Source organism: Agrobacterium pusense (assembly GCF_013285525.1).
Taxonomy (GTDB): Bacteria; Pseudomonadota; Alphaproteobacteria; order Rhizobiales; family Rhizobiaceae; genus Agrobacterium; species Agrobacterium pusense.
The window spans coordinates 540875-561753 of the sequence record NZ_CP053856.1 but is presented as its reverse complement, the minus strand read 5'-3'; the positions used below and the strand labels follow the sequence as shown (position 1 = coordinate 561753).

Sequence of the window (20879 nt, the reverse complement as noted above, 5' to 3'; positions counted from 1 at the left end):
GTTTTCCGTGGGCTTTTTCGTGGGCTATGGTTCAAAACCGACCGCACTTCACCTATATCGTGACGAAGACCTGCAATAACGGATGATACGGCGCACAAATGGCCTCTCTCGAAACGATCCTTGACGACTTCGCTTTCCTCGATGACTGGGAGGATCGCTATCGTTATGTCATCGAACTCGGCAAGGCGCTGCCCGATCTGCCGGAAGACAAGCGCACGGCTGAAAACAAGGTTCAGGGGTGCGCCAGCCAGGTCTGGCTCGTCAGCCATAGCGACGGCGCCGAAGACCCTCTCCTGACCTTCGAGGGCGATTCGGATGCGCATATCGTGCGCGGCCTCGTCGCCATCGTGCTTGCGGTCTATTCCGGCAAAAGGGCCTCCGAAATCGCCGGTCTCGACGCGATCGAGGTATTCGACAAAATAGGGCTCGTGGAACATCTGTCGTCGCAGCGCGCCAACGGCCTGCGCTCGATGATCAAGCGTATCCGCGAGGAAGCCCGGCTGCTTACCGCCTGAGATTTATCGCGTCATCGATGGGCGATAATCAGCATCGCCCCAATGGTGTTCTTTCCTGCCTGCACGGGTTGCAGGCGGCGCGTAGTGGCGCGCCAGCGCCAGCAATGCGGCACGCAGCAGCAATTTTGCCGAACGCGCCGGCCATTGCCTCTCGCGTTCCACCGTCTCCAATCCCTTTTCGAAACAGCAGATATCGATAGCGACGCCAGATAATTCAGGCCCCATCGCCTCGGCTGCGCGGGAAAACCGTGTTCTTGCGGCCATTGCTGCCTCGGTGAGTTCGAGCGCGCCTCCCGCCTCACCCTTTGTGCGGCTCGCCGTTCTGGGTTCCCATGTCGCCGTCACCCTGGGATTGAGGTGGCCGCGATGAAAATCGGCGGCCAGCCGCTCCCCCGCCTCCAGCGCATCCGGTGGAAAGAATGCCGCGCCGTCGCGCTCCTTCAGCCTTGAAAGGCTGATCAGCTGCGAGGTGTTGAGGTTACGCCTGGCCGACTGCTTCGCATCGCCGATATCCACGACAACCGTCTGCACATCCCGATGCTGCTCCTGAAAAATCTCGTCGCGGTCTTTTGCCATTGCGCGTTTCAGGTAGGAGGCGAGCGGCGGCGCCGCATGAAGGGTGTTTTCCCGCTGCTCGACCAGCCCGGACGAAACGGCAAGCCGCACCGTCGCGGCCGGAAGCCGTAGTGCGGGATGCCCTGCCAGCCCCCGGCGCAGCACAATATCGCCCCCCTCCGGGGACATCTCGGCTGCGCCGGCGGCGATGCACCGCAGCAGCCGCAATAGATGAGGATCGGAGGAGGCAGCCGGCATAGGTTTCGTCTCAGTCATCCCGGCCCCCTGTCATCACGTTGACGATACTGCCGGTAAGCCGCTCGAGCGTGGCGACAAACTCGTCAAATGCCGGTTCGTCCCGTCGGTCCTCGACCACTTGGCAGGCATGGCCGACCGTCGTCCTGTCCCGGCCGAAGCAGGGTCCAATATCCGACATGGGAATGCCAAGCTGCACATGGCACACATACATCGCGATCTGGCGGACGTGGCACTCCATGCGCCTGATGTCGCGGCGCACCGGCGTTCGCTCACCCGTCAATCGCACCATCTCCCCGGTGAGTTGCCGCACCAGACGGCAAAGACGGGAAATGTCATCCCGCCCGCCCGCAGACGGCCACGAACGAATGGGACGATCACGCACCCGCAGGCAAGGCCGCGCGGCAGCAGGCAGAAACATGGTATCCGACGGCATATGCAACTCCTCTACGAATAGGAATTAATTCATACACCTGAGGAAAGGCTTGGGGAAGCGCAAATTTTGCGATGGAGTTCAGGCCATTGACATAGCTTGATTTTCTCGAAAGTGATGGACGTAATTGAGGATTTTTTTCCTCATCCGATATTGCGCGAGACGATAAAAAGCCGATCTCCACGCTGGCTGAGGGGTGATGATTTTCCGTGGAGAGTGGATGATGGCAAGCAGCGGCGCCCGCAGGCTTTCGCCGCGTAGCATCCGGCGTGCAGCGCAATAAGGTTCCTATCGCGAAAGGGTTGTTTCTCACGGCGCGGATACGACGTTGATGGCGGCCTTATGATGCTCGGCTTCGTTCCCGGGGAACGGCACGCCAAGGCATGGTCTTCAATCCCGAAAACAAAATCGGCCGGTCTAAGGACCGGCCGTATTAACTTGCGACTTCCGGCTTTCACTGCAAGCCGGATTGTCTTCGAAAATCAGCGGTTGGCCTTGCGGCGCTGACCGAGACCCATTTCCTTGGCGAGCCGCGAGCGGGCTTCGGCATAGGCGGGCGCAACCATCGGATAATCGACCTGCAGGTCCCATTTTTCGCGGTATTCTTCCGGCGTCATGCTGTGATGCGTCGTGAGATGGCGCTTGAGCGACTTGAAGGAGCCGCCGCATTCCAAACAGACGATATGATCGTCCTGAACCGACTTGCGGACAGAGACGGCCGGCTTCTGCTTTTCAACATTGACCGCTACCGATGCCGGCGCGGACGTTCCGCTGAGCGCCGTGTGAACATCCGAAATAAGGCCGGGAAGCTCCGTTACCGGGACGACGTGGTTGCTAACATAGGCAGCCACAATATCCGCCGTCAGTTCGACCAGCAGATCCTGGGCGTTACCGTATGCAGTTTCCGTCATTTAAGTATCTCCTGTTAGTGATCCCCTGACGCGGGCGAACGCCGCATCGAGCGATGTGAAGTTACCGGTGCCCCCACCTTCGCCCTGTTGAAACCAACGTGAAATCTACCCCTAGATTTCAAGCGAAAACCGGAAACGTATTGGTCCGAGATTCAACTTATGACCCGCGACATGGGCAGCAATGGTCCTGAGACCCGTAGATTAGACATTAATAAAATGCCTATGCCGACTATGAAGAGGCTAGATGCAAATCGCGATTAGCAACTTTACACTTAATTTGGATAACAGCAAAACAGCAAAAGTCAAATTCCTGCTGTGAATTTTTTAGTTCAAAACAGTCTAATCGGAATACAAAAAATTACGGGTAATAAAATACTATGCCTAGTAGTAATTGAAAACGCGCACCCCCTATTATTAGGGGGTAATTCAACTTCAAATTTTCTTGAGGTCATCAACTACCGATTTAACGGAAAGCGGATAACCTGCCTTGTGCGCAGCCATTGCAAGAAGATGCGCGGAAACCGGCGCCGTCAGAACGAAAAAGAAGAAACCGGCGAGCGCCCGAGCCAGCGTCGATATATCCATAGAGTGGATGCCCACCGCCAGAAGCAGCAGGCCGGAGCCGACCGTCCCCGCCTTGGATGCGGCATGCATGCGGGTGTAAACATCAGGCAGGCGATTGAGCCCGATTGCGGCGATCAGTGAAAAGGCGGCACCCGAGATCATCAGCGCCGCAACCAGGATAGCAACGATCCAACCCATTACCGCCTTCCCTTTTCTTTTCCGCTATTCACCTGAATTTTCGAGGGGTTCTCAGCGAATTCAGACCGGCGTGCGCCATCCAGAACCCCTTTCGGGCCGCGCCCGCCATCCGGTCCGCGCGACAGCACGAAGCGCGCGAACGCCACCGTGGCCAGAAAACCGACGAGCCCGAGGGCAATGGCAATGTCGACATAGAGATTGAAGCCGGTGCGGATGGCAATGACCGCAATGAAGCCGATGGCGATGCCGACCAGCATGTCCAGCGCGACGATACGGTCCGGCAAGGTGGGACCAACGACAACGCGGTAGACTGTCAGCAAAAAGGCCACCGAGAGAACAACCAGCGCAAGTATATTTGCAAATGAGACTATCTGTTCCGGCGTCATTGCTGAAACGCCTCCATGATCTTCTTTTCGAAGCCGTTCTTAATGTCGTTTTTTGCGGTTTCGATATCGCTGCAATCGATTGCGTGCACGTAGAGCACCTTTCTGTCAGGGGAAACATCGACGGAAAGCGTGCCGGGCGTGAGCGTGATGAGATTGGCGAGCAGCGTGATTTCGAAATCCGTGGTTACGGTCAGCGGATAGGCAAAAATGCCGGGTTGAACGTCCAGTTTCGGGCGTGTCACCATCACGGCAACCTTCCAGGCGGAAAGCGCAAGCTCCTTGAAGAACAACAGCACCAGCGACAACACGCGGCCAAGACGCAGCCAGTGGTTGCGCCCGCCGGGAAGCTGGTGGCGGATAAGCCAGAGCGCCAGCGTGGAGACGATGAGGGCGAAGATGAAGTTTGCCAGCGTCAGGCTGCCCGTTACCGCAAGCCATACCGCCACGAACAGCAATTGCACGACATAGAGGCTCATGGCTTGCCTCCTTCTGGAAAGACCGAATGAATATAGGCTTGCGGGTTCCCGAGCCCGGCTGCGGCATCCTGGCTGAGATCAAGCAGGCTTTCGGGAAACAGGCCGAAGAACACGACCAGCAGCGTCAGCGCGACCAGCGGAGCGACGGAGGGCGCCGCGGCGGGCAAGGCGGGTTGCGGCAATGGCTTTGCCGCCGGACGCCAGAAACACAAAAGGAAGACGCGTCCGAAGGCGATGGTGGCGATGAAACCGGAGAGGAGAATGGCGGCGGCCAGCCACCATGCGCCGATATCGATCGCCGATTTGACCAGGACCGCCTTCGGCCAGAAGCCGGAAAAGGGCGGCAGGCCGGAACCGGCGAAAAACAGCGCGAGCGCAAGCGCCGAAAACCACGGAGCCTGCCGGTAAAGGCCGCCAAGCACGGTGAGGCTGAAACCGCCGCCGAGACGGGCGGCGTGGCCTGCGGCAAGGTAGAGCGCCGTCATCAGCACCATGGAATGCAGCGCGTAGAAGATCGCGCCTGAGACGCCTGACGGCGTGCCGATGGCGATGCCCGCCATCATGTAGCCGATGCCGGATATGACGATATAACCGAGCATCCGGCGAATATCGTTCTGGGCGAGCGCACCCATGGCGCCGAGCACCATTGTCAGCGCGGCGGAAGCGGCGATGACGATGCTGAGTTCCTCCCGCTCGACCGGGAACAGCATGACCATGACGCGCAGCAGCGAATAGATGCCGACCTTGGTGAGCAGTCCACCGAACAGGGCGGAGACGACGATGCGCGGCGTGTGATAGGAAGCGGGAAGCCAGAAATTCACCGGAAAGGCCGCCGCCTTCATGGCGAAGGCAAGCGTGAAGAGGCTGGCAAGCGTCATCAGCGGCGCGGTTTCGCGCAGTCCGTTTGCCTTCAACGCGATATCGGCCATGTTGAGCGTGCCGAAGATGGCGTAGAGATAACCCACCGTGATCAGGAAAAGCGTCGTGCCGATGAGGTTCAGGACGGCATATTTCAACGCGCCGTCGATCTGCTCCCGCGTCGAGCCGAGCACGATGAGGCCGAAGGACGAGATCAGCAGCACTTCGAACCAGACATAGAGGTTGAAGATGTCTCCGGTCAGGAACGCGCCGGTAACGCCGGCCATCAGCAGCATCAGGAAGGGATAGAAGCCGTAACGTCTGCCGCTGGCGTCAATATCGCTGCCGGCGTGAATGGCGCCGGCCAGCGCGACGATGGCGGCCGCGAGTGACAGCAACGCGCCGGTGAGATCGGCCGTGAAGGCGATGCCGAAGGGCGGCAGCCAGCGGCCCATGACCATGGTGAACGGCCCCTGCGTGGCAACCTTCCATAAGAGGGCGGCATCGAGAACCACAAGGAGGGCCAGCGCGGCGATGGCGACCGGCGCATGGTAGCGAATGGCGTGGCGCATCATCATCAGCACCGCGCCCGCGCCGATGCACAGCGCGATCGGAAGAATGATCAGCCAGTCCGGCAGCGGCACGGGCGCCATGACGAGCGCGGCGGAAAGATCGGTAACAGCGGAGGTGGGGGATGAAGCCATGTCGTTTCAGCCTCGCCGCTCAATAACCGAGCGGCGGCAGGGGCTCGCCTGCCGGTTCTGCGGTGCGCATTTCATCGGTATCGTCGGTCTGCAACTCCTGAAACGCGCGCCATGTCAGGACCAGCAGGAAACAGAAGAATGAAAAGGAAATCACGATCGCCGTCAGGATGAGCGCCTGCGGCAGCGGATTGGCAGCCCCTGCGGGCAGCGTGTCCATGCCCGCCGGAATGATCGGCGGCACCTCCCGGGTGAGCCGCCCCGCCGTGAAGAGCAGCAGGTTGACCGCATTGCCGAGAATGGCGATGCCCAGCAGCACGCGGATGCTGTGACGTGACAGCATGAGGTAGATCGCGACCGAGAAGAAGATGCCGACGAGAATGGAGAAGATCGCTTCCATCAGTCGCTTTCCCTTTCTTCCAGCGCCAGCGCAATGGATGTGATGGCACCGACCACGACCAGATAGACACCGATATCGAAGGACATGACGGTGGAGAGCGCCAGTTCGACGCCGAAGAGGTTCGGGTAGACCCAAAGCCCGGTCATGAAGGGCACGCCGGCGACAATGGAAACGAGGCCGGAGACCATCGAAAGCAGGAGCCCTGCCCCGGCAATCGCCAGCGGGTGAAAGAAGATTGCGCGCCGCACCGCCGCCACGCCATAGGCGATGCCGTAGATCGCCAGCGCCGAGACCGCGATCAGGCCGCCGATGAAGCCGCCGCCCGGCTCGTTATGGCCGCGCAGCAGGACGAAGATGGAAAACAGCACCATCAGGCTGGTGACGACGGGCGCCACGGTGCGCAGAATGAGCGTGTTCATGCCCGCGCTCCCTTCTTTTTGAACCTTTTCGCCGGCTCCTTGACCGCGGCAGGTCGGATACGGATCAGCGCCAGGATGGCAAGGCCCGTTATCATCACGACAGCGATTTCTCCCAGCGTATCCGTGCCGCGGAAATCGACGATGATGACGTTGACGACGTTCGCTCCATGGGCGATGACCTTGGAATAGCTGTTGTAGAAATCGGTCAGGCGATTGTCGAAGCTCACCTGCGTCGCGCGCATCAGGTAAAGCGCAAAGCCAGTCCCGCAGGCAATTGCAATGCTGCTGTCCAAGAGCTTCTGGCCAAGGCCGCGATGGTCGGATGGCGACAGGCGCAACCGCGTCATCACCAGCGTCAATATGACGACGGACAGCGTTTCCACCATGAACTGCGTGAAGGACAGGTCCGGGGCGCCGAACAGCAGGAAGATGACTGCCACCGCGAAGCCCTGGATGCCGAGCGCGATGATCGCCGTCAGGCGGCTCGACGCCGTCAGCACAGCGATGAGCCCCGCCACGGCAATGGCGATGAAGGTCAGTTCATGGATCGGCGCATCCCGCGGCCATGACGGCATGGACGGCAATTCGCCATAAAGAAACAGCGGCACGAGCAGCACGGCGGCGATGACAGCGAAAGTGGCGGTAACGTAAAATTCGAGACGGCCCGGCTGGATCAGCCGGGTGATGTGGAACGACATTTTCACCAGCATTTCGATGAAGACGTCAAAGCCTCGGTCCGGCCCTGACCCCAGCGCCCTGAAGGTGCGGTCGATCAGGCCACGGACAGCGGAAAGCTGCGTATAAAGGACGATGCCGAGTGCGATGGTGAGCAGCGACAGGCCGAGCGGCACGCCGATATGCGGAATGAGCGAGATTTCCACCGGTCGCGCCTCACCGGCAATGGCGCTTGCCATGGGTGTCGAGATGTAGAAATGCGCGATGCCGGAGAACAGAGCGATGGTGAGCCCCTTCAGCGCCAGAAGCGCCGGGCCGAGCCAGAGCAGCAGCGGGCCTTCATGTGCCTGTTTCGGGGTCTTTACCGGCTTGCCGAGAAAGGGTTTCAGCGCCACTGCAAAGGCGACGGCAAACATCAGCCCGTTGCCGAGAATGGCAATGCCGGTGAACAGCACGGCACGCGGATTGCCATGCGCGAGCGCATAATAAATCTCTTCCTTGGCAAGAAAACCAAAGAAGGGCGGCAGGCCGGCCATGGAAATCGCGGCCGCCAGCGCCGCCGCAAAGGTGACGGGCATGGCTCTTCGCAGGCCGCCAAGCTTCGTCACGTCGCGTGTGCCGGTCTCATGATCGATGATACCGGCGACCATGAACAGTGCGCCCTTGAACAGGGAATGCGCCACCAGATAGAGCACCGCCGCCTCGATGGCATGGTCGGAGCCGAAACCCGTCAGCATGACCAGCAGGCCGAGCGACGACACCGTGGTATAGGCGAGCATCAGCTTGAGATCGGTCTGGCGTATGGCAAGCAGCGCGCCGGTGAGCATGGTCAGCCCGCCGAAGAAGGGCAGCAGTATCTGCCAGGCGGCGGTATCGCCCAGAACCGGATTAAGCCGCATCAGCAGATAGACGCCGGCCTTCACCATGGTCGCGGAGTGCAGATAGGCCGAAACGGGGGTAGGCGCCTCCATGGCGTTGGGCAGCCAGAAATGAAAGGGAAACTGCGCCGATTTCGTGAAGGCACCGCCGAGCACCAGCAGCAGCGCGGCCAGATAAAACGGGCTGTCACGCAGGATATCGCCGCTGCGCACCAGCATCGACAGCTGCGTCATCCCGCTCATGTCCCAGATGAAGATCAGCCCGGCAAGCAGCAGTAGTCCGCCGCCGCCGGTCACCACCAGTGCCTGCAATGCGGCGCGGCGCGAGGCGGCACGTTCATGGTCGAAACCGATCAGCAGGAAGGAGGTGATGGACGTCAGCTCCCAGTAGACGAACAGCATCAGCAGACTGTCCGAGACGACGACGCCCAGCATCGCGCCCATGAACAGCAGCAGGAAAGACAGGAATCGGCCCTGCTGCGGATGCCCCTTCATGTAGCCGCCGGCATAAAGCACGATCAGCAGGCCGATGCCGGTGATCAGCAGCGCAAAGGTGAGCGACAGGCCGTCGATGAACCAGGAAAAGCTGAGATTGAAACTTGGGACCCACGCATAACCGCCCGTCACCACGCCGCCAGCCGCCACCTGCGGCAACATCAGTGCGAAATGGACAAAGGAAAGCGCCGGCGCAATCGCCAGTATCCAGGCGGCATTGTGCCCGAATCTCTTCACCAGCGCCGGTGCGGCGAGCGCCGCGAGAAACGGCAGAAATAGCGACAGAAATGTCATCGGCGTGACATCGGACGTCATTCATATCTCCCGGGGTGTCCCCCACCCCTGCGCGCCATGGCTGGCGTTCTTGTTTCAAATCGGATTTTTCAGTTAAGGCATAGGCAATGCCTTCTCAACCCAAATCGACTCCCGGCCCCGTTTCATAACGGAGTCGTTATGGGATATGTCCTCTTTCAATCCGCCATGGCGATGATTATCTGAGGCATGAACAGAAAGGATCATTCCATGAGCGATCTGACATCCCCAAAAGTGAAGAAGACCGATGCCGAATGGCGTGAGCAGCTGACGCCGGAGCAATATCGCATCCTGCGCGAACACGGCACTGAGCGCGCCTTTACCGGGCCCTATTGGGACACATTCCAAAAAGGCCTCTACCGCTGTGCGGCGTGCGACGAGCCGCTGTTCCTCTCCGACACGAAATTCGACGCCGGCTGCGGCTGGCCAAGCTATTTCGAACCGGTGAAGCCCGGCGCAGTGACGGAACATCGCGACGCCAGCCATGGCATGGTGCGCACTGAAATCCGCTGCGCCAATTGCGGCGGTCATCTCGGCCACGTCTTCCCCGATGGCCCGCCGCCCACCGGTCTGCGTTATTGCATCAACGGCCATTCGATGGTGTTCGAGCCGGTCTGAGCCATGCCGCGTATTTCTTCTCCCCGGCGGGGAGAAGGTGGCCCGAAGGGTCGGATGAGGGGCTACGTTAGCGATATTCGGAGAGCTTGCCCCTCATCCCGCTGCCGCGGACTTCTCCCCCACGGGGAGAAGAGACTCGTGACACTCGACCGATCAAAAGATGGCTTAAGCTTCTTGGCTTAACCTAATTTCAGTTCCATACACGTCAGATCCAGCCAGCGCCCGAACTTGGTGCCGACTTCCGAGAACCGGCCCGCGACCGTGAAACCAAGGCTTTCATGCAGGCGGATGGAAGCGGTGTTTTCCGACTCGATGGCGGCGATCAGTACGTGCACGTCGTTGCCGGCGGCATGATCGATGAGCGCCTGCATCAGTTTTTTGCCGATGCCGTGGCCGCGGGCGTCCTTATGCACATAGACGGAATGTTCGCGGGTGTGGCGATAACCGTCAAAAGCACGCCAGTCACCATAGGAAGCGTAGCCCGCGACCTTGCCGTCCAGAACCGCGACGATGACGGGAAAGCCGCGCGACTTGCGGGCGGCGAACCAGTCCTTGCGATTGTCGAGATCGACCACCACCTCGTTCCAGATCGCCGTCGTGTTCACGACAGCGTCATTGTATATCTCCATGATGCCGGAGAGGTCATCCACGGTCGCGTCGCGAAGTTCCACGGTCATTTTCTTAGCTCCGCCTGGTTTGCGAATACGCGGCTTTGCCGCGCCTGCGCCGAGCCTTAAGCGATGAGACGGAGACATGTCCAGCGCCGCGCTCTCACGATCTTTACGAAGCCAGGGGAACGAGGCTGAAGGCGGTGACCACGGCAAAATAGTGAACCGCAGCGGCTGCGACCACAAAACCGTGCCAGATCGCATTCTGGAAGCGCAGCTTTTCCCAGACATGGAAGATGACGCCGAGCGAATATATGACGCCGCCGGCGACGATCAGCCAGAGCGTGACCGGCGCGAGATGCGACGACAGCGGCTCGACCACCATGACGCCGCTCCAGCCCATGGCGAGATAAAGGCCGATGGCGACCCGGTCGTAACGGCCGGGAAACAGGCATTTGAGAAGGATGCCGCAGATCGCAGCGAGCCAGATCAGCCCCAGCATGACCGCGATCATGGGATCGTGGATACCCCGCATCAGAAACGGCGTATAGGTGGCTGCGATGAGAATGAAGATCGCCGAGTGATCCAGCCGGCGCAGGAACCATTTCACGTTCGAGTGCGGCCAGATATTATAGGTGAAGGAGACGGATAGGCAGACGACGAGACCGAGGCCGTAAATCCACGCCGCTGCAATGGCGCTGAGCGTACCCCATACCATCGCGTAGAAAATCAGCGCCGTGGCGCCGATAAGCGCCAGCACGATGCCGACCCCGTGGACGATGCCATCGGCGACAATCTCGTGAAAATCATACTGGCGTCCGAACCGCCACAAATCACTCATAGTCCAATCCTGTCTGCGTGCTTTCACCAAAGCATGAAGACAATATTAGACAGGAACAAGACAGCAGCCGGTTAATGGCGATCAAATTGCGTTCGGTGCTGTTGCGAAAGGAGAGGTCCTGGGTTGCCCTGCGGCCAGACCTATTGCCTGTGAAGCGAGCGGTATACACTTGTTTCTTCTCCCCGCCGGGGAGAAGTCCGCGGCAGCGGGATGAGAGGGCAAGGGTAGATGTGGTCGGAGAGCTTGCCCCCGTCGTCCGGCCTTTCGGGCCACCTTCTCCCCAGCGGGAAAGAAACCCAGTCACGCTTTCCCTGCCATCACAACGCCGCAGCACATTCCTGACAAAACGGCGTATAGGGAACAGCCTTCAACCGATCCTCTGAAATCTCGCTTCCGCATTTGACGCAGGTGCCGAAAGTGCCCTTGGCGATACGCTCGAGGGCGGCGTCGATAGCGCGCAACTCATCCTGTCCCACCTGCCCCAGCTCGTCCAGCACCTCGTCATTGCTGCGTTCGGCGGCCCTGTCATCGTCATCAGGATTGCGCGGCTCTTCGAAGTCGGCCTCGATCTTATGCAGGCGGCGATAAAGCTCGCGCTGCCGGTCACGCAGGATTTTCTCGTAACTTTCGGTATTCATGGACTTTTCCTCCAGCCGATCTTCTTGTTTTGTCGCATTTCCGGGTGGAAAACCGGATTCCACTTTTCCTGGAAATGCTTGGAGGGGCGGGAAACCCGCCCGCAACCCAAAAACGTCAAACCTTAGCGATCCACCAGCACCGAGCATTTGGCGTGGCGCACCACGCGGTCGGCGGTGGCGCCGATGAAATAGTTGCTGAAGTCAGGCGTGTGCGACGCGATGATGATGAGATCAGCCTTGTGTTCCTCTGCCGCAGCGATGATTTCCCGCGCCGGCGCGCCGCTTCTGATTTCATGGCTGCCGTTGAAACCGACCCTGGCCTTGAGGTCCGAGAGTTTTGCCTTGGCGTCCTTGATGGCGTTTTCGATGAGGTCGACAGGAAGGTCGATCGCCATATAGCCCGGCAGTTCCTCGACAACGTTTATGAGAACGATCTCGCCGTCGGGGTCCAGCAGTGCCTTGGCCTTTTCGAGAATCTTTTCTCCCTTGTCAGTGGCGCTGAGGTCTACCGGTACGATGATCTTCTTGTACATGGCTGTCTCCTTTGACGTGATCCGCCGTTGTGTCGGGCTCAAGCTCATATTTGCCGGCCGGCGCAGCCTTCACCTTGATCGAAGTCAAAGCCGAAGCCATGCCGGAACAGGGCATTGTCAACGAACAGTGGACAGTCAATCGCCAGCTGGTGATCTTTGCTGAACGACGAAACCAGCCCATATTCGTCTTCGACAAACGCCGCAAAGCGGCGAAGCCGACCTCGTCGGCAACCGGCCCACCCCTTGGCGCGTCGGAATCAATATGGAGATGATGATGAGTGAAATCAAACAATTCGCCCTGACGCGGCCGGCCTATGTCGGCCAGGCCCATCTCGTCGTTCACGATCTGCCGCGCGTTTCGGATTTCTATCAAAAGATCATCGGTCTTTCCGTTCTTGAAAAGAACCCGAGCGGTGAGGTGCTTGGCGTCGGAGGCCAGCCGCTGCTCACACTTTCCACCTCCAGCACGGCGGAACGCGCGCCGCGCAATGCCGCAGGCCTGTTCCACACCGCGTTTCTGATGCCGAGCCGCGATGACCTCGCGCACTGGCTGGCACATGCCGCTCAGAACAATGTTCAGCTTCAGGGTGCGTCTGACCATCTGGTCAGCGAGGCCATCTATCTCGCAGATCCGGAAGGCAACGGCATAGAGGTCTATCGCGACCGGGTGCCGGAAGAATGGACCTACCAGCCGGATGGCACGGTGGAGATGGCGACAATCGGCCTCAATCTTCAGGCGCTTTACGACAGCGCCCCGAAGGCGGCCTTCACCGGTGCAGCGGAGGGAACCGCCATTGGCCACATTCACCTGCAGGTCGGCAGTATTCCGCAGGCCGATGAGTTTTATCAGGATGTGCTGGGGCTTAAGATCATGGCGCGATATCCCGGAGCAAGCTTCTTCGGATCGGGCGCGTATCACCACCACGTGGCCGCCAATATCTGGAACAGCCGTGGCGCCGTGGCCCGCAGGGAGAACATGACGGGGCTTTCCGGTTACTCGCTGAAATTCAACGAGCCGGCCGCGCTCGAGACGGCTCTTGCCGCACTCGACCGGCTGGAAATCTCCACCGAAAGGCAAAGTGACGGCATCTTTTTGAAGGATCCGTGGGGCATAGGGCTAAAGCTTTCCGCATAAACGCTGAACGGGGCGGCAGAAATTTCAGCCGCCCCGGAACCGCCGGATTTGTCGGACGTTAACCTCGTTATTGGGGGATAGTCCGATGAATGAGAATGCCAAGCCGGATCTTTCCGGCACCGCGGCCTTGCCAGTAGACAAGGCCGATCCGCTTGCGACACCCGCCTCTGTTTCACAGCGGGATGACGCGCGCAGTCAGCAGCCGCTGGGGCGGGAGGCGCTTGACGTTTTCGTTGCCTGGTCGGTCATCGGCATTTTCCTGATCATGTCCATGGCGGTGATCCACGAATTATCGATGATTCTGATGCCCGTCGTCATGGCTGTCGTTGTTGGTATGATCCTGGGCATCTCCGCCGAAAAACTGGCCTCCTACGGCATTCCGGGTGCCGGTGTCGCCATCATCCTGTCCACACTCGTCGCTGCGGTCATTTTTTTCGTGGTCAATTCCCTGATCGACCCGGTCTCACAGCTGGCATCGGAAGGCCCTGCCCTGATCGAGCGCAGCATTGACCGCTTCCTTCCTTACCTCGAAAATCTGCGGTGGCTGAATATTTCCGCGGCCACGTTCAGCATGGGCTCCATGTCGATGGAATCGCTGCTGTCGCGTAGCGGCGAAATCATTTCCCTGCTTGGCGCGAATGTGACGCCGGCCATCGTTCAGGGACTGATCTTCCTGGCGGCTCTTCTAATGTTTCTCTACAGCCGGCTGCGACTGCGCAAGGCTCTCATCATGGCCTTTCCGGCGCGCCATCAAAGGCTCAGAACCATTCGCATCATCGGCTCGGTGGAGAAGGTGCTGGGCACCTATTTTGCCACGGCAAGCCTCATCTACGCCGCGCTGGGTGTGACGATGATCGTGATCGCCTATCTCGGTGGCCTCGCCATGCCGCTTCTTTGGGGGCTTTTTGCCTTTCTTTCGAGCTTCATTCCGTTTCTCGGCATCACGTTGATGACAATATCGCTGACCGTCGCCGGTATCATCACGCATGACAACATGATCCTCGCGCTGCTGCCGGCGGGAGTGTTCTTCACCATCCACCTCTTGATGGAAAACCTCGCCTTTCCGGCGGTGGTGGGCCGCAACATGGAGATCAACCCCTTCCTCGTCTTTGTGATGATTATCTTCTGGACGTGGATGTGGGGCGCGGCCGGCGCCATGCTGGCCCTGCCGTTGTCGCTCATCGTCATGACGGTGACGCGCGAACTCTTCCCCTCCCGCCGGGTCGTGCCGAACCTGCCGGATTGAACGGCGGATACAGAGGCGGAGGGCGCGACGCGCCTCCGCCAACGGAAAATCTCCTGAAACCCCACAACGAGGCCGCTCAGGAAGCGAGCGGCATCTCGCGCACCTGCCCTTGCGCCATGCGACGCTCATGCTCGATCAGCCATTTCTTGCGCCACAGGCCGCCGCCATAACCGGTCAGACTGCCATCCGCACCGAGCACCCGGTGGCACGGCACGACGATGGCGATCTGGTTGGCACCGTTGGCGCGCGCCACCGCGCGCACGGCGGATGGCCTTTCCATGGCGGTTGCGAGTGCCGAATAGCTGACGATTTCGCCCACCGGGATTTGCCGCAGGCTGCGCCAGACATCGCGCTCGAAGGGCGTGCCGTGGCCGGCAAGGCGGGTTTCGAAGGAGGCTGACTGCCCGGCGAAATAGGCCTTGAGCTCGGCTTCGATCTGACCTGTTACCGCCGTTCGGCCGAGCACCATGTCCGCGCCGGTGCGGCTCTTCAGCCGCTTCAGTTCGGCCGGAAGCGCCGGCCGGTCCGCGAATTCTAGCAGATGCAGGGCATGATCGTCGGCAATGGCGAGCATCGGACCAATCGGCGTATCGATCCAGTCACCCTTCAGGAACCCCCTGCCCTTCATGGCGGCGGGAGAGGAGCCGAAGAACTGGTTGATCGCGGCGCGGAAGCCGCTGCCGGAGTCGTAACCGGCGTCGATCTGCGCGCCGATTACCGCTTCGCCGGAAGCGATGCTTTCCACCGCATCGCCCAAGCGGCGCAATCTGGCGATTTCCAGAAAGCTCATGCCGAAACGGCGCTTGAAGGTGCGCCGCACGGTGGAGGGATCATGGCCAAGCGCCACCACATCCTCCTCACGCCAGCGCCGCGCCGGTTCGTTTTCCAGCACCGTCAGCAGTTGCGTTACCGTTTCATCGGCCGTGCCATAGGAGAGCATCGGTTTGCAGCGCTTGCAGGGGCGGAACCCGGCCTCCAGGCATTCGGCGATGGTCTCGCGGAACCGGCAGTTTTCGACCTTCGGTTTGCGCGCCGTGCAGGTGAAGCGGCAGAAGATTTTGGTCGAGGTCACGCACACATAGGCCACGCCTTCATAGGCGGGGTCCTTGTTCACAAGGGCGGAATAAAGGGTTTCGGTGTCGGGGCGTTTGAACAACATCATGACGAAGATGCTAGCGCAATTTCGAACGGCACGCCGCCGAAAAACGGGCGTAGATGTGGGGGATGTTGTCAGCTCTTTTCTTCCGCGCCGTTTGAAGGAAAAGTCTGCGGCATATTTCTTCTCCCCGCCGGGGAGAAGGTGGCGCGCAGCGCCGGATGAGGGGGCAAGGGCAGAGATATGCGGAAAGCTTGCCCCCTCATCTGCCCTTCGGGCATCTTCTCCCCGGCGGGGAGAAGAAACGGGCGGCAACCTTGGAGATCAATTCCCCGGCGGCGCGAAGGATGGGTCGTCCAGCCGCGTGAAAATCACACCGCGGGCTTTAAGCGCTAGAAGGCCCTTCACCACGCCTTCGCCCGCCTCGTGGGTGGGCTGGTTGATGTGGGAGATGATGACATCGCCATTCTTCGCCGCAGCGATATGCTTGGCCGTCGCGGCAGCGCCCAGCAGCGAGCCGCCATCGCCATTGACGGAGTAACCCGCCACGCGCATGCCGAGCCGGTTGATGGTGGCCATGGACGAGCTTGTATATTTGGCCGTCGCACCCCGAAACCATTGCGGCTGGATGCCTGTGGCAGCGACGATGGCCTGACGACCGCCTTCCACTTCCTGCACGACCGAAGCTTCCGATCCCGCAGCAGCGATGCCGTAAATCGAAACGGGCTTGTCCACCGCCGGAACATGGTTTTCGCCGTGGTTTTCGATCTCGAACAGGTCGGGATTTGCCATCAGCACCGCGAGAGCCTCGCCATTATGCTTCAGCCAGCGGGCGGTCACGAAGATTGTTGCGGGAATACGTTCGCGAACGAGCGTATCGAGAATGCGGTGGTCGGTCTTGCCCATGCAGGCGTCGAGCGTCATCGCCACCCGCACCTTGCCATCATGCTGCGGCGACATTTTCAGCGACGGCTCGACAAGGCCGTTCGCCGCAAAGGCGGTCGCGGCGGCAGAGGCAAACAGGGCAGCGAGGAGGAGACGACGTATCATTTCTGGTTCCGCAATTTCATGCAGTCATGGTGTGTGGCAATCCGCCCGCAAAGCGCCCGAATTATGGCGCGGTTTCCAGCGCGGAGAGCGCCTCCAGCGCCTCTTCCACCCGCTGGCGTTCCGCACTCGTAAGCGGCAGGATCGGTCGGGGCGGTTCGCTGACCGTCAGCGACAGGATATTGGCGGCTGCATAGACCACGCGGATGCTGCCGAATTCCCTGAACAGCGCCCAGAGCGGCTGGAAGACCGCATCGAGCCTTTTTGCCTCCTCCGCATTGCCGGTTTGTGCCGCCCGCATCAATTGCAGCGCCGGAACCGGCAGCAGGCCGGCGATGACGCTGTACCATGTATCGCCGCCAGCAAGCGTGGCCTCGGCGCAGCCCCAGTCACCGCTATAGCCGATGGCGAAATCCTCCGACAGTTTGGGCCTGAGCCGCGCAAGCTCGCCCGCATAATCGGAATCAGCGGGCAGCGGCATCTTGATGGCGCGGATATTGGGAATATAGGCGAGCCGCACCAGAAGTTCGTCGCTGAAGGTAAAGCGGGTGGTCGTCGGGTTATTATAGATGGCGAGCGGCAGGGCCGTCGCACCCGCCACGGCGGCGAAATGGTGATAGGCCTCTTCCTGCGTCAGCGGCGTATAGGAAACCGGCGCGAGCAGCAGCGCATCGGCACCGGCCGCTTCCGCATCCCTTGCCAGCGCCACGGCTTCATCGGTGCGCAAGGCGCCGACGCCGGCCATCAGTGTGCGCCTGCCCTTGAGGACGGCGGCCGCCGCTTCGATGGCGCGGCGTCTCTCCTCGCGGGTGAGATACATATAGATGCCGGTGCTGCCGAGAATGCCGACCGAATCAACTGCCGCGACATCCAGCCGCTCGATCATGGCGGAGAAGGCTTGAACATCGACCCGCCCTGCCTCATCTGCCGGCGTTATCGGAAAAGCAGAAAGTCCCTTGAATCGTCTCGCCATGTCTGTCCCCTCACTTCGATCAGATGTCAGGGTTACAGAGCCGGTTGCGACGGGGCAACAAAGCGGCGGCTAAACGCCGGTTCGAAACCGAAAAATTCCGTAATCAGTCATAAAGATACAACTTCTTCCACTGCTCCTCGGGAATTTTGTCGCCCACACGGTAGTCGAAGGACTGGATGCTGAGACTATCGCTCTTCAGCTGACACTTGTATCTGAGCTTGTACCATTCGCCCGAACTTCTGAAGACCGCGCCCGGCGCCTTGATGGAGTTTTTTCCCACTTCCGGATCACCGAACGTATAGGCGATCACCTTGTCCGGCTTCATGCCCTTCTGCTCGGTTGCTATCCGCTCCATCGCCTCAATGTCGCAACGCTGCTCCAGACGCTCCTCGGGAGCAAGCGCGTTCAACTGCCGCATGACGCTGGCATCAATCGCAAAAGCGGGGGTAAGGGTCTGCAAGCCAAGGAAAAAGGCAGAAAGGGCAGCGGGAAGAAGCTTTCGCATGGGGTCCTGTCAGTTTTTTCGTTTGTTCTTGACGATGGATGGCGTGCCAGCGGGCGGCACGCATCATCGCTGATTTGCCGGATATTGCCAAAATGTGATCGAAAGCTGACGAAATTGTGCCCGAACGCCATTCCGCCTGTGGAGATTTGAAACTTGATCGGCCGCAAGCCCCGCTCTACATCTTGGTGCCGCTCAAGAATTTTTACAGGAAAGCGAGTTTCCATTGCCGATTTTCAAAAACCTGCCCGCCGCCCCGACCGCCGAAAAACGGCCCGTTCAGGATACGCATCACGGCATTACCCGCACCGATGATTACGCATGGTTCCGGGCCGATAACTGGCAGGCCATGTTCAAGGACACCTCCATTCTCGACCCGGCGATCCGCGCCCATCTGGAGGCGGAAAACGCCTATATGGAAGCGGCGATGGGCGACACCAAGGCGCTTCAGGAGAAGCTGTTCGAGGAGATGAAGGGCCGCATCAAGCAGGATGATTCCTCCGTGCCGGTCAATGACGGGCCTTATGCCTATGGCACGCTTTTCGTGACCGGCGGCGAGCAGCCGCATTATTTCCGCACCCCGCGCGGCGGCGGTGAGAAACAGGTGCTTTTGAACGGCGACAAGGAAGCCGAGGGCAAGGATTATTTCCGTCTTGCCGGTCTCGACCAGTCTTCCGATCACACACATGGCATCTGGGGTTATGACGACAAGGGCTCGGAATATTTCACCCTGCGCATCCGTAACCTCGAAACCGGCGAGGACCTTGCCGATATCGTCGAAAACACCGGTGGCGGCGGCGCATGGGCGCCTGACGGCAAGAGCTTCTTCTATACGCTGCAGGACGAGAACCACCGCCCTTCCAAGGTCTTCCACCATATTATCGGTGAGCCGCAATCGGCCGACCGGCTGGTCTATGAGGAGAAGGATCCCGGTTTCTTCATGGGCGTCGGCGCGTCCGTTCTCGATGATTTCATCTTCATCGACATTCACGACCACGAGACCAGCGAATATCGCATTCTCTCCACGAAAGACCTGACCGCCGAACCGGCTATCGTGGCAGAGCGTGAGGAAGGCATCGAATATTCGATGTGCGAAGGCGGCGATGTCTTCTTCATCCTCACCAATGATGGCGATGCCAAGGATTTCCGCATTGTGGAAGCCCCGGTCACGGCGCCCGGCAAGGAAAACTGGAAAGAGGTGGTGCCGCATGAGCCAGGCCGGCTGATCCTCTCCGTCGATGCCTATGCCCGCCATCTGATATGGCTGGAGCGCCGTGACGGCCTGCCGCGCATCGTCATCCGCGACCGCCGCACCGGCGAGGAACATTCCATCGCTTTTGCCGAAGAGGCCTATTCGCTCGGCCTGCATGGCGCGGCGGAATATGACACCGACGTCATCCGTTTCTCCTATTCCTCGATGACGACGCCGAGCCAACTGTTCGATTACGACATGGTGACGCGCGAACGCACGCTTCTGAAGACGCAGGAAGTGCCATCGGGCCACAATCCTGATGATTACATCACCCGCCGCATCATGGCCCCTGCGCATGATGGTGAGCTGGTGCCGGTCTCCCTGCTTTACCGCAAGGACGTGGCGCTCGACGGTTCCGCTCCCTGCCTGCTCTATGGCTACGGCGCTTACGGCATCACCATTCCCGCTTCCTTCTCCACCACGACGCTGTCTCTGGCGGACCGTGGTTTCATCTATGCCATCGCCCATATTCGCGGCGGCAAGGACAAGGGTTTCGAATGGTACGAAACCGGCAAGATGGAGCACAAGCAGAACACGTTCAAAGACTTCATTGCCGCTGCCGATCATCTCGTTCAGGAAGGCTTCACGTCTTACGAGCGCATCATCGCCGAGGGTGGTTCTGCCGGCGGCATGTTGATGGGCGCCGTCGCCAATATGGCGCCGGAGAAGTTTGCCGGCATCATCGCCGCCGTTCCCTTCGTGGACGTGCTGACAACGATGCTGGACGACACGCTGCCGCTGACGCCGCCGGAATGGCCGGAATGGGGCAATCCGCTGGAATCGGCAGAGGAATATGGCTGGATCGCCGCCTACAGCCCCTATGACAATGTCGGTGCGAAGCCTTACCCGCCGATTCTGGCGCTTTCCGGCCTCACCGATCCGCGTGTGACCTATTGGGAGCCGACCAAATGGGTGGCGAAGCTGCGCGAAAAGACCACGGGTGAAGCGCCGATCCTGCTCAAGACCAACATGGCGGCAGGCCATGGTGGCAAGTCGGGCCGCTTCCAGCGGCTGGAGGAAATAGCCTTCGAATACGCCTTCGCGCTGAAGGTAGCCGGCAAGGACGCCGTCTGATGCCCGATGCGGGCGGCGTAGGCTGCCGCCCGCATCGTTTCGCACAAAAATACCTCGCGAAAAAAGATTTCAGATTGTTTTTTCCACAAATTGCGGCACAAATTTCTTATTTAAACAAAACTTGAAATCATTGAGAATTTTTATTTCGATCTACTGTATAGTCGATATTTTCTACTGAATAATAAAATACACGCCATGTATTACCCGAACAGGAAAATCGCTCCATAGATCACCTGCATGGCTGCCCTGCGCATTGCCGCGTTGCAATATCACTTTTTGGCCGTA

The 20879-nt window shown here is 59.8% G+C and carries 25 protein-coding genes; 7 read left to right on the top strand and 18 right to left on the bottom strand.

What is annotated here, in order from left to right; all coding sequences use genetic code 11:
- The first annotated feature begins 98 nt into the window (after window positions 1-98).
- Window positions 99-515 carry a SufE family protein gene (locus HQN82_RS02745; protein WP_004440673.1) on the top strand — a complete coding sequence of 139 codons (417 nt, stop codon included), beginning with the start codon at window positions 99-101 and terminating at the stop codon, window positions 513-515.
- A gap of 3 nt (window positions 516-518) precedes the next feature.
- Here HQN82_RS02745 and HQN82_RS02740 read toward each other — a convergent pair whose 3' ends face one another.
- The 10 genes from HQN82_RS02740 to HQN82_RS02695 all read right to left on the bottom strand — a co-directional run bounded on the left by HQN82_RS02740 (window position 519) and on the right by HQN82_RS02695 (window position 9034).
- Window positions 519-1346, bottom strand: a complete 828-nt coding sequence (locus HQN82_RS02740; RefSeq protein WP_173614523.1) for a DUF6456 domain-containing protein — start codon at window positions 1344-1346, stop codon at window positions 519-521.
- Window positions 1339-1761: a helix-turn-helix domain-containing protein gene (locus HQN82_RS02735; RefSeq protein WP_173614522.1), complete on the bottom strand. Its 423-nt coding sequence runs from the start codon at window positions 1759-1761 to the stop codon at window positions 1339-1341. Before HQN82_RS02735 ends, HQN82_RS02740 begins: the two co-directional genes overlap by 8 nt.
- A gap of 479 nt (window positions 1762-2240) precedes the next feature.
- Window positions 2241-2669, bottom strand: coding sequence for a MucR family transcriptional regulator Ros (gene ros, locus HQN82_RS02730; protein ID WP_004440665.1), 429 nt, complete (start codon window positions 2667-2669; stop codon window positions 2241-2243).
- A gap of 432 nt (window positions 2670-3101) precedes the next feature.
- Window positions 3102-3431: a monovalent cation/H(+) antiporter subunit G gene (mnhG, locus tag HQN82_RS02725; RefSeq protein ID WP_004440653.1), complete on the bottom strand. Its 330-nt coding sequence runs from the start codon at window positions 3429-3431 to the stop codon at window positions 3102-3104.
- Entirely contained in the window at window positions 3431-3817 is a 387-nt protein-coding gene (locus HQN82_RS02720) for a cation:proton antiporter (RefSeq protein WP_006700067.1), read from the bottom strand. The genes mnhG and HQN82_RS02720 overlap by 1 nt, the downstream gene beginning before the upstream one ends.
- The gene (locus HQN82_RS02715; RefSeq protein ID WP_173614521.1) at window positions 3814-4293 is read right to left on the bottom strand and encodes a Na+/H+ antiporter subunit E; all 480 of its coding nucleotides are present in this window, start codon (window positions 4291-4293) and stop codon (window positions 3814-3816) included. The genes HQN82_RS02720 and HQN82_RS02715 overlap by 4 nt, the downstream gene beginning before the upstream one ends.
- Window positions 4290-5855: a Na+/H+ antiporter subunit D gene (locus HQN82_RS02710; RefSeq protein ID WP_113382171.1), complete on the bottom strand. Its 1566-nt coding sequence runs from the start codon at window positions 5853-5855 to the stop codon at window positions 4290-4292. Before HQN82_RS02710 ends, HQN82_RS02715 begins: the two co-directional genes overlap by 4 nt.
- A gap of 19 nt (window positions 5856-5874) precedes the next feature.
- The gene (locus HQN82_RS02705) at window positions 5875-6252 is read right to left on the bottom strand and encodes a Na+/H+ antiporter subunit C (protein ID WP_006700064.1); all 378 of its coding nucleotides are present in this window, start codon (window positions 6250-6252) and stop codon (window positions 5875-5877) included.
- Window positions 6252-6671 carry a Na(+)/H(+) antiporter subunit B gene (locus HQN82_RS02700; RefSeq protein ID WP_022555830.1) on the bottom strand — a complete coding sequence of 140 codons (420 nt, stop codon included), beginning with the start codon at window positions 6669-6671 and terminating at the stop codon, window positions 6252-6254. Before HQN82_RS02700 ends, HQN82_RS02705 begins: the two co-directional genes overlap by 1 nt.
- On the bottom strand, window positions 6668-9034 hold the full coding sequence (locus HQN82_RS02695) for a putative monovalent cation/H+ antiporter subunit A (RefSeq protein ID WP_173614520.1): 2367 nt from the start codon (window positions 9032-9034) through the stop codon (window positions 6668-6670). The genes HQN82_RS02700 and HQN82_RS02695 overlap by 4 nt, the downstream gene beginning before the upstream one ends.
- A gap of 207 nt (window positions 9035-9241) precedes the next feature.
- On the opposite strand from HQN82_RS02695, the gene msrB reads away from it, so the two are divergent.
- The gene (gene msrB / locus HQN82_RS02690) at window positions 9242-9649 is read left to right on the top strand and encodes a peptide-methionine (R)-S-oxide reductase MsrB (RefSeq protein WP_004440632.1); all 408 of its coding nucleotides are present in this window, start codon (window positions 9242-9244) and stop codon (window positions 9647-9649) included.
- A gap of 179 nt (window positions 9650-9828) precedes the next feature.
- Here the strand turns inward: msrB and HQN82_RS02685 are convergent, their stop codons facing one another.
- The 4 genes from HQN82_RS02685 to HQN82_RS02670 form a co-directional block, all read right to left on the bottom strand.
- Complete coding sequence (locus HQN82_RS02685; RefSeq protein WP_006700062.1) at window positions 9829-10326, bottom strand: GNAT family N-acetyltransferase; 498 nt, start codon at window positions 10324-10326, stop codon at window positions 9829-9831.
- 103 nt (window positions 10327-10429) lie between these two features.
- Complete coding sequence (trhA, locus tag HQN82_RS02680; RefSeq protein ID WP_004440627.1) at window positions 10430-11098, bottom strand: PAQR family membrane homeostasis protein TrhA; 669 nt, start codon at window positions 11096-11098, stop codon at window positions 10430-10432.
- 317 nt (window positions 11099-11415) lie between these two features.
- Complete coding sequence (locus HQN82_RS02675; RefSeq protein ID WP_006700060.1) at window positions 11416-11736, bottom strand: TraR/DksA family transcriptional regulator; 321 nt, start codon at window positions 11734-11736, stop codon at window positions 11416-11418.
- Between the two features lie 122 nt (window positions 11737-11858).
- Window positions 11859-12269 carry a universal stress protein gene (locus HQN82_RS02670; RefSeq protein WP_004440622.1) on the bottom strand — a complete coding sequence of 137 codons (411 nt, stop codon included), beginning with the start codon at window positions 12267-12269 and terminating at the stop codon, window positions 11859-11861.
- 50 nt (window positions 12270-12319) lie between these two features.
- Here HQN82_RS02670 and HQN82_RS02665 point away from each other — a divergent pair, with 50 nt between their 5' ends.
- From HQN82_RS02665 to HQN82_RS02655, 3 genes are all read left to right on the top strand, one after another.
- Window positions 12320-12541 carry a hypothetical protein gene (locus tag HQN82_RS02665; RefSeq protein WP_037091621.1) on the top strand — a complete coding sequence of 74 codons (222 nt, stop codon included), beginning with the start codon at window positions 12320-12322 and terminating at the stop codon, window positions 12539-12541.
- Between the two features lie 2 nt (window positions 12542-12543).
- A complete protein-coding gene (locus HQN82_RS02660; protein WP_112765580.1) occupies window positions 12544-13404 on the top strand; it encodes a VOC family protein in 861 nt (286 codons plus the stop codon).
- A gap of 85 nt (window positions 13405-13489) precedes the next feature.
- Entirely contained in the window at window positions 13490-14650 is a 1161-nt protein-coding gene (locus HQN82_RS02655; protein WP_004440617.1) for an AI-2E family transporter, read from the top strand.
- 76 nt (window positions 14651-14726) lie between these two features.
- Here HQN82_RS02655 and HQN82_RS02650 read toward each other — a convergent pair whose 3' ends face one another.
- The 4 genes from HQN82_RS02650 to HQN82_RS02635 form a co-directional block, all read right to left on the bottom strand.
- Window positions 14727-15812 carry a bifunctional transcriptional activator/DNA repair enzyme AdaA gene (locus tag HQN82_RS02650; protein WP_173614519.1) on the bottom strand — a complete coding sequence of 362 codons (1086 nt, stop codon included), beginning with the start codon at window positions 15810-15812 and terminating at the stop codon, window positions 14727-14729.
- A 258-nt stretch (window positions 15813-16070) separates the two neighbouring features.
- Window positions 16071-16796, bottom strand: coding sequence for a polysaccharide deacetylase family protein (locus tag HQN82_RS02645; RefSeq protein ID WP_045532479.1), 726 nt, complete (start codon window positions 16794-16796; stop codon window positions 16071-16073).
- Window positions 16797-16857: 61 nt separating this feature from the next.
- Complete coding sequence (locus HQN82_RS02640) at window positions 16858-17766, bottom strand: dihydrodipicolinate synthase family protein (protein WP_173614518.1); 909 nt, start codon at window positions 17764-17766, stop codon at window positions 16858-16860.
- Window positions 17767-17869: 103 nt separating this feature from the next.
- Window positions 17870-18271 (bottom strand): DUF930 domain-containing protein, encoded by a 402-nt coding sequence (locus HQN82_RS02635; protein ID WP_004440606.1) that lies wholly within the window; start codon window positions 18269-18271, stop codon window positions 17870-17872.
- A 223-nt stretch (window positions 18272-18494) separates the two neighbouring features.
- Between HQN82_RS02635 and HQN82_RS02630 the strand changes: the two genes are divergently transcribed.
- Entirely contained in the window at window positions 18495-20594 is a 2100-nt protein-coding gene (locus HQN82_RS02630; protein ID WP_045532483.1) for a S9 family peptidase, read from the top strand.
- On the top strand, window positions 20594-20719 hold the full coding sequence (locus HQN82_RS25640) for a hypothetical protein (RefSeq protein WP_272955771.1): 126 nt from the start codon (window positions 20594-20596) through the stop codon (window positions 20717-20719). The genes HQN82_RS02630 and HQN82_RS25640 overlap by 1 nt, the downstream gene beginning before the upstream one ends.
- The last annotated feature ends 160 nt before the right edge of the window (window positions 20720-20879 follow it).

Coding starts and splice junctions, on each gene's coding strand:
- HQN82_RS02745 (WP_004440673.1), top strand. CDS start 99: ATGGCCTCTCTCGAAACGATCCTTGACGACTTCGCTTTCCTCGATGAC.
- HQN82_RS02740 (WP_173614523.1), bottom strand. CDS start 1,346: ATGACTGAGACGAAACCTATGCCGGCTGCCTCCTCCGATCCTCATCTA.
- HQN82_RS02735 (WP_173614522.1), bottom strand. CDS start 1,761: ATGCCGTCGGATACCATGTTTCTGCCTGCTGCCGCGCGGCCTTGCCTG.
- ros (WP_004440665.1), bottom strand. CDS start 2,669: ATGACGGAAACTGCATACGGTAACGCCCAGGATCTGCTGGTCGAACTG.
- mnhG (WP_004440653.1), bottom strand. CDS start 3,431: ATGGGTTGGATCGTTGCTATCCTGGTTGCGGCGCTGATGATCTCGGGT.
- HQN82_RS02720 (WP_006700067.1), bottom strand. CDS start 3,817: ATGACGCCGGAACAGATAGTCTCATTTGCAAATATACTTGCGCTGGTT.
- HQN82_RS02715 (WP_173614521.1), bottom strand. CDS start 4,293: ATGAGCCTCTATGTCGTGCAATTGCTGTTCGTGGCGGTATGGCTTGCG.
- HQN82_RS02710 (WP_113382171.1), bottom strand. CDS start 5,855: ATGGCTTCATCCCCCACCTCCGCTGTTACCGATCTTTCCGCCGCGCTC.
- HQN82_RS02705 (WP_006700064.1), bottom strand. CDS start 6,252: ATGGAAGCGATCTTCTCCATTCTCGTCGGCATCTTCTTCTCGGTCGCG.
- HQN82_RS02700 (WP_022555830.1), bottom strand. CDS start 6,671: ATGAACACGCTCATTCTGCGCACCGTGGCGCCCGTCGTCACCAGCCTG.
- HQN82_RS02695 (WP_173614520.1), bottom strand. CDS start 9,034: ATGACGTCCGATGTCACGCCGATGACATTTCTGTCGCTATTTCTGCCG.
- msrB (WP_004440632.1), top strand. CDS start 9,242: ATGAGCGATCTGACATCCCCAAAAGTGAAGAAGACCGATGCCGAATGG.
- HQN82_RS02685 (WP_006700062.1), bottom strand. CDS start 10,326: ATGACCGTGGAACTTCGCGACGCGACCGTGGATGACCTCTCCGGCATC.
- trhA (WP_004440627.1), bottom strand. CDS start 11,098: ATGAGTGATTTGTGGCGGTTCGGACGCCAGTATGATTTTCACGAGATT.
- HQN82_RS02675 (WP_006700060.1), bottom strand. CDS start 11,736: ATGAATACCGAAAGTTACGAGAAAATCCTGCGTGACCGGCAGCGCGAG.
- HQN82_RS02670 (WP_004440622.1), bottom strand. CDS start 12,269: ATGTACAAGAAGATCATCGTACCGGTAGACCTCAGCGCCACTGACAAG.
- HQN82_RS02660 (WP_112765580.1), top strand. CDS start 12,544: ATGAGTGAAATCAAACAATTCGCCCTGACGCGGCCGGCCTATGTCGGC.
- HQN82_RS02655 (WP_004440617.1), top strand. CDS start 13,490: ATGAATGAGAATGCCAAGCCGGATCTTTCCGGCACCGCGGCCTTGCCA.
- HQN82_RS02650 (WP_173614519.1), bottom strand. CDS start 15,812: ATGATGTTGTTCAAACGCCCCGACACCGAAACCCTTTATTCCGCCCTT.
- HQN82_RS02645 (WP_045532479.1), bottom strand. CDS start 16,796: ATGATACGTCGTCTCCTCCTCGCTGCCCTGTTTGCCTCTGCCGCCGCG.
- HQN82_RS02640 (WP_173614518.1), bottom strand. CDS start 17,766: ATGGCGAGACGATTCAAGGGACTTTCTGCTTTTCCGATAACGCCGGCA.
- HQN82_RS02635 (WP_004440606.1), bottom strand. CDS start 18,271: ATGCGAAAGCTTCTTCCCGCTGCCCTTTCTGCCTTTTTCCTTGGCTTG.
- HQN82_RS25640 (WP_272955771.1), top strand. CDS start 20,594: ATGCCCGATGCGGGCGGCGTAGGCTGCCGCCCGCATCGTTTCGCACAA.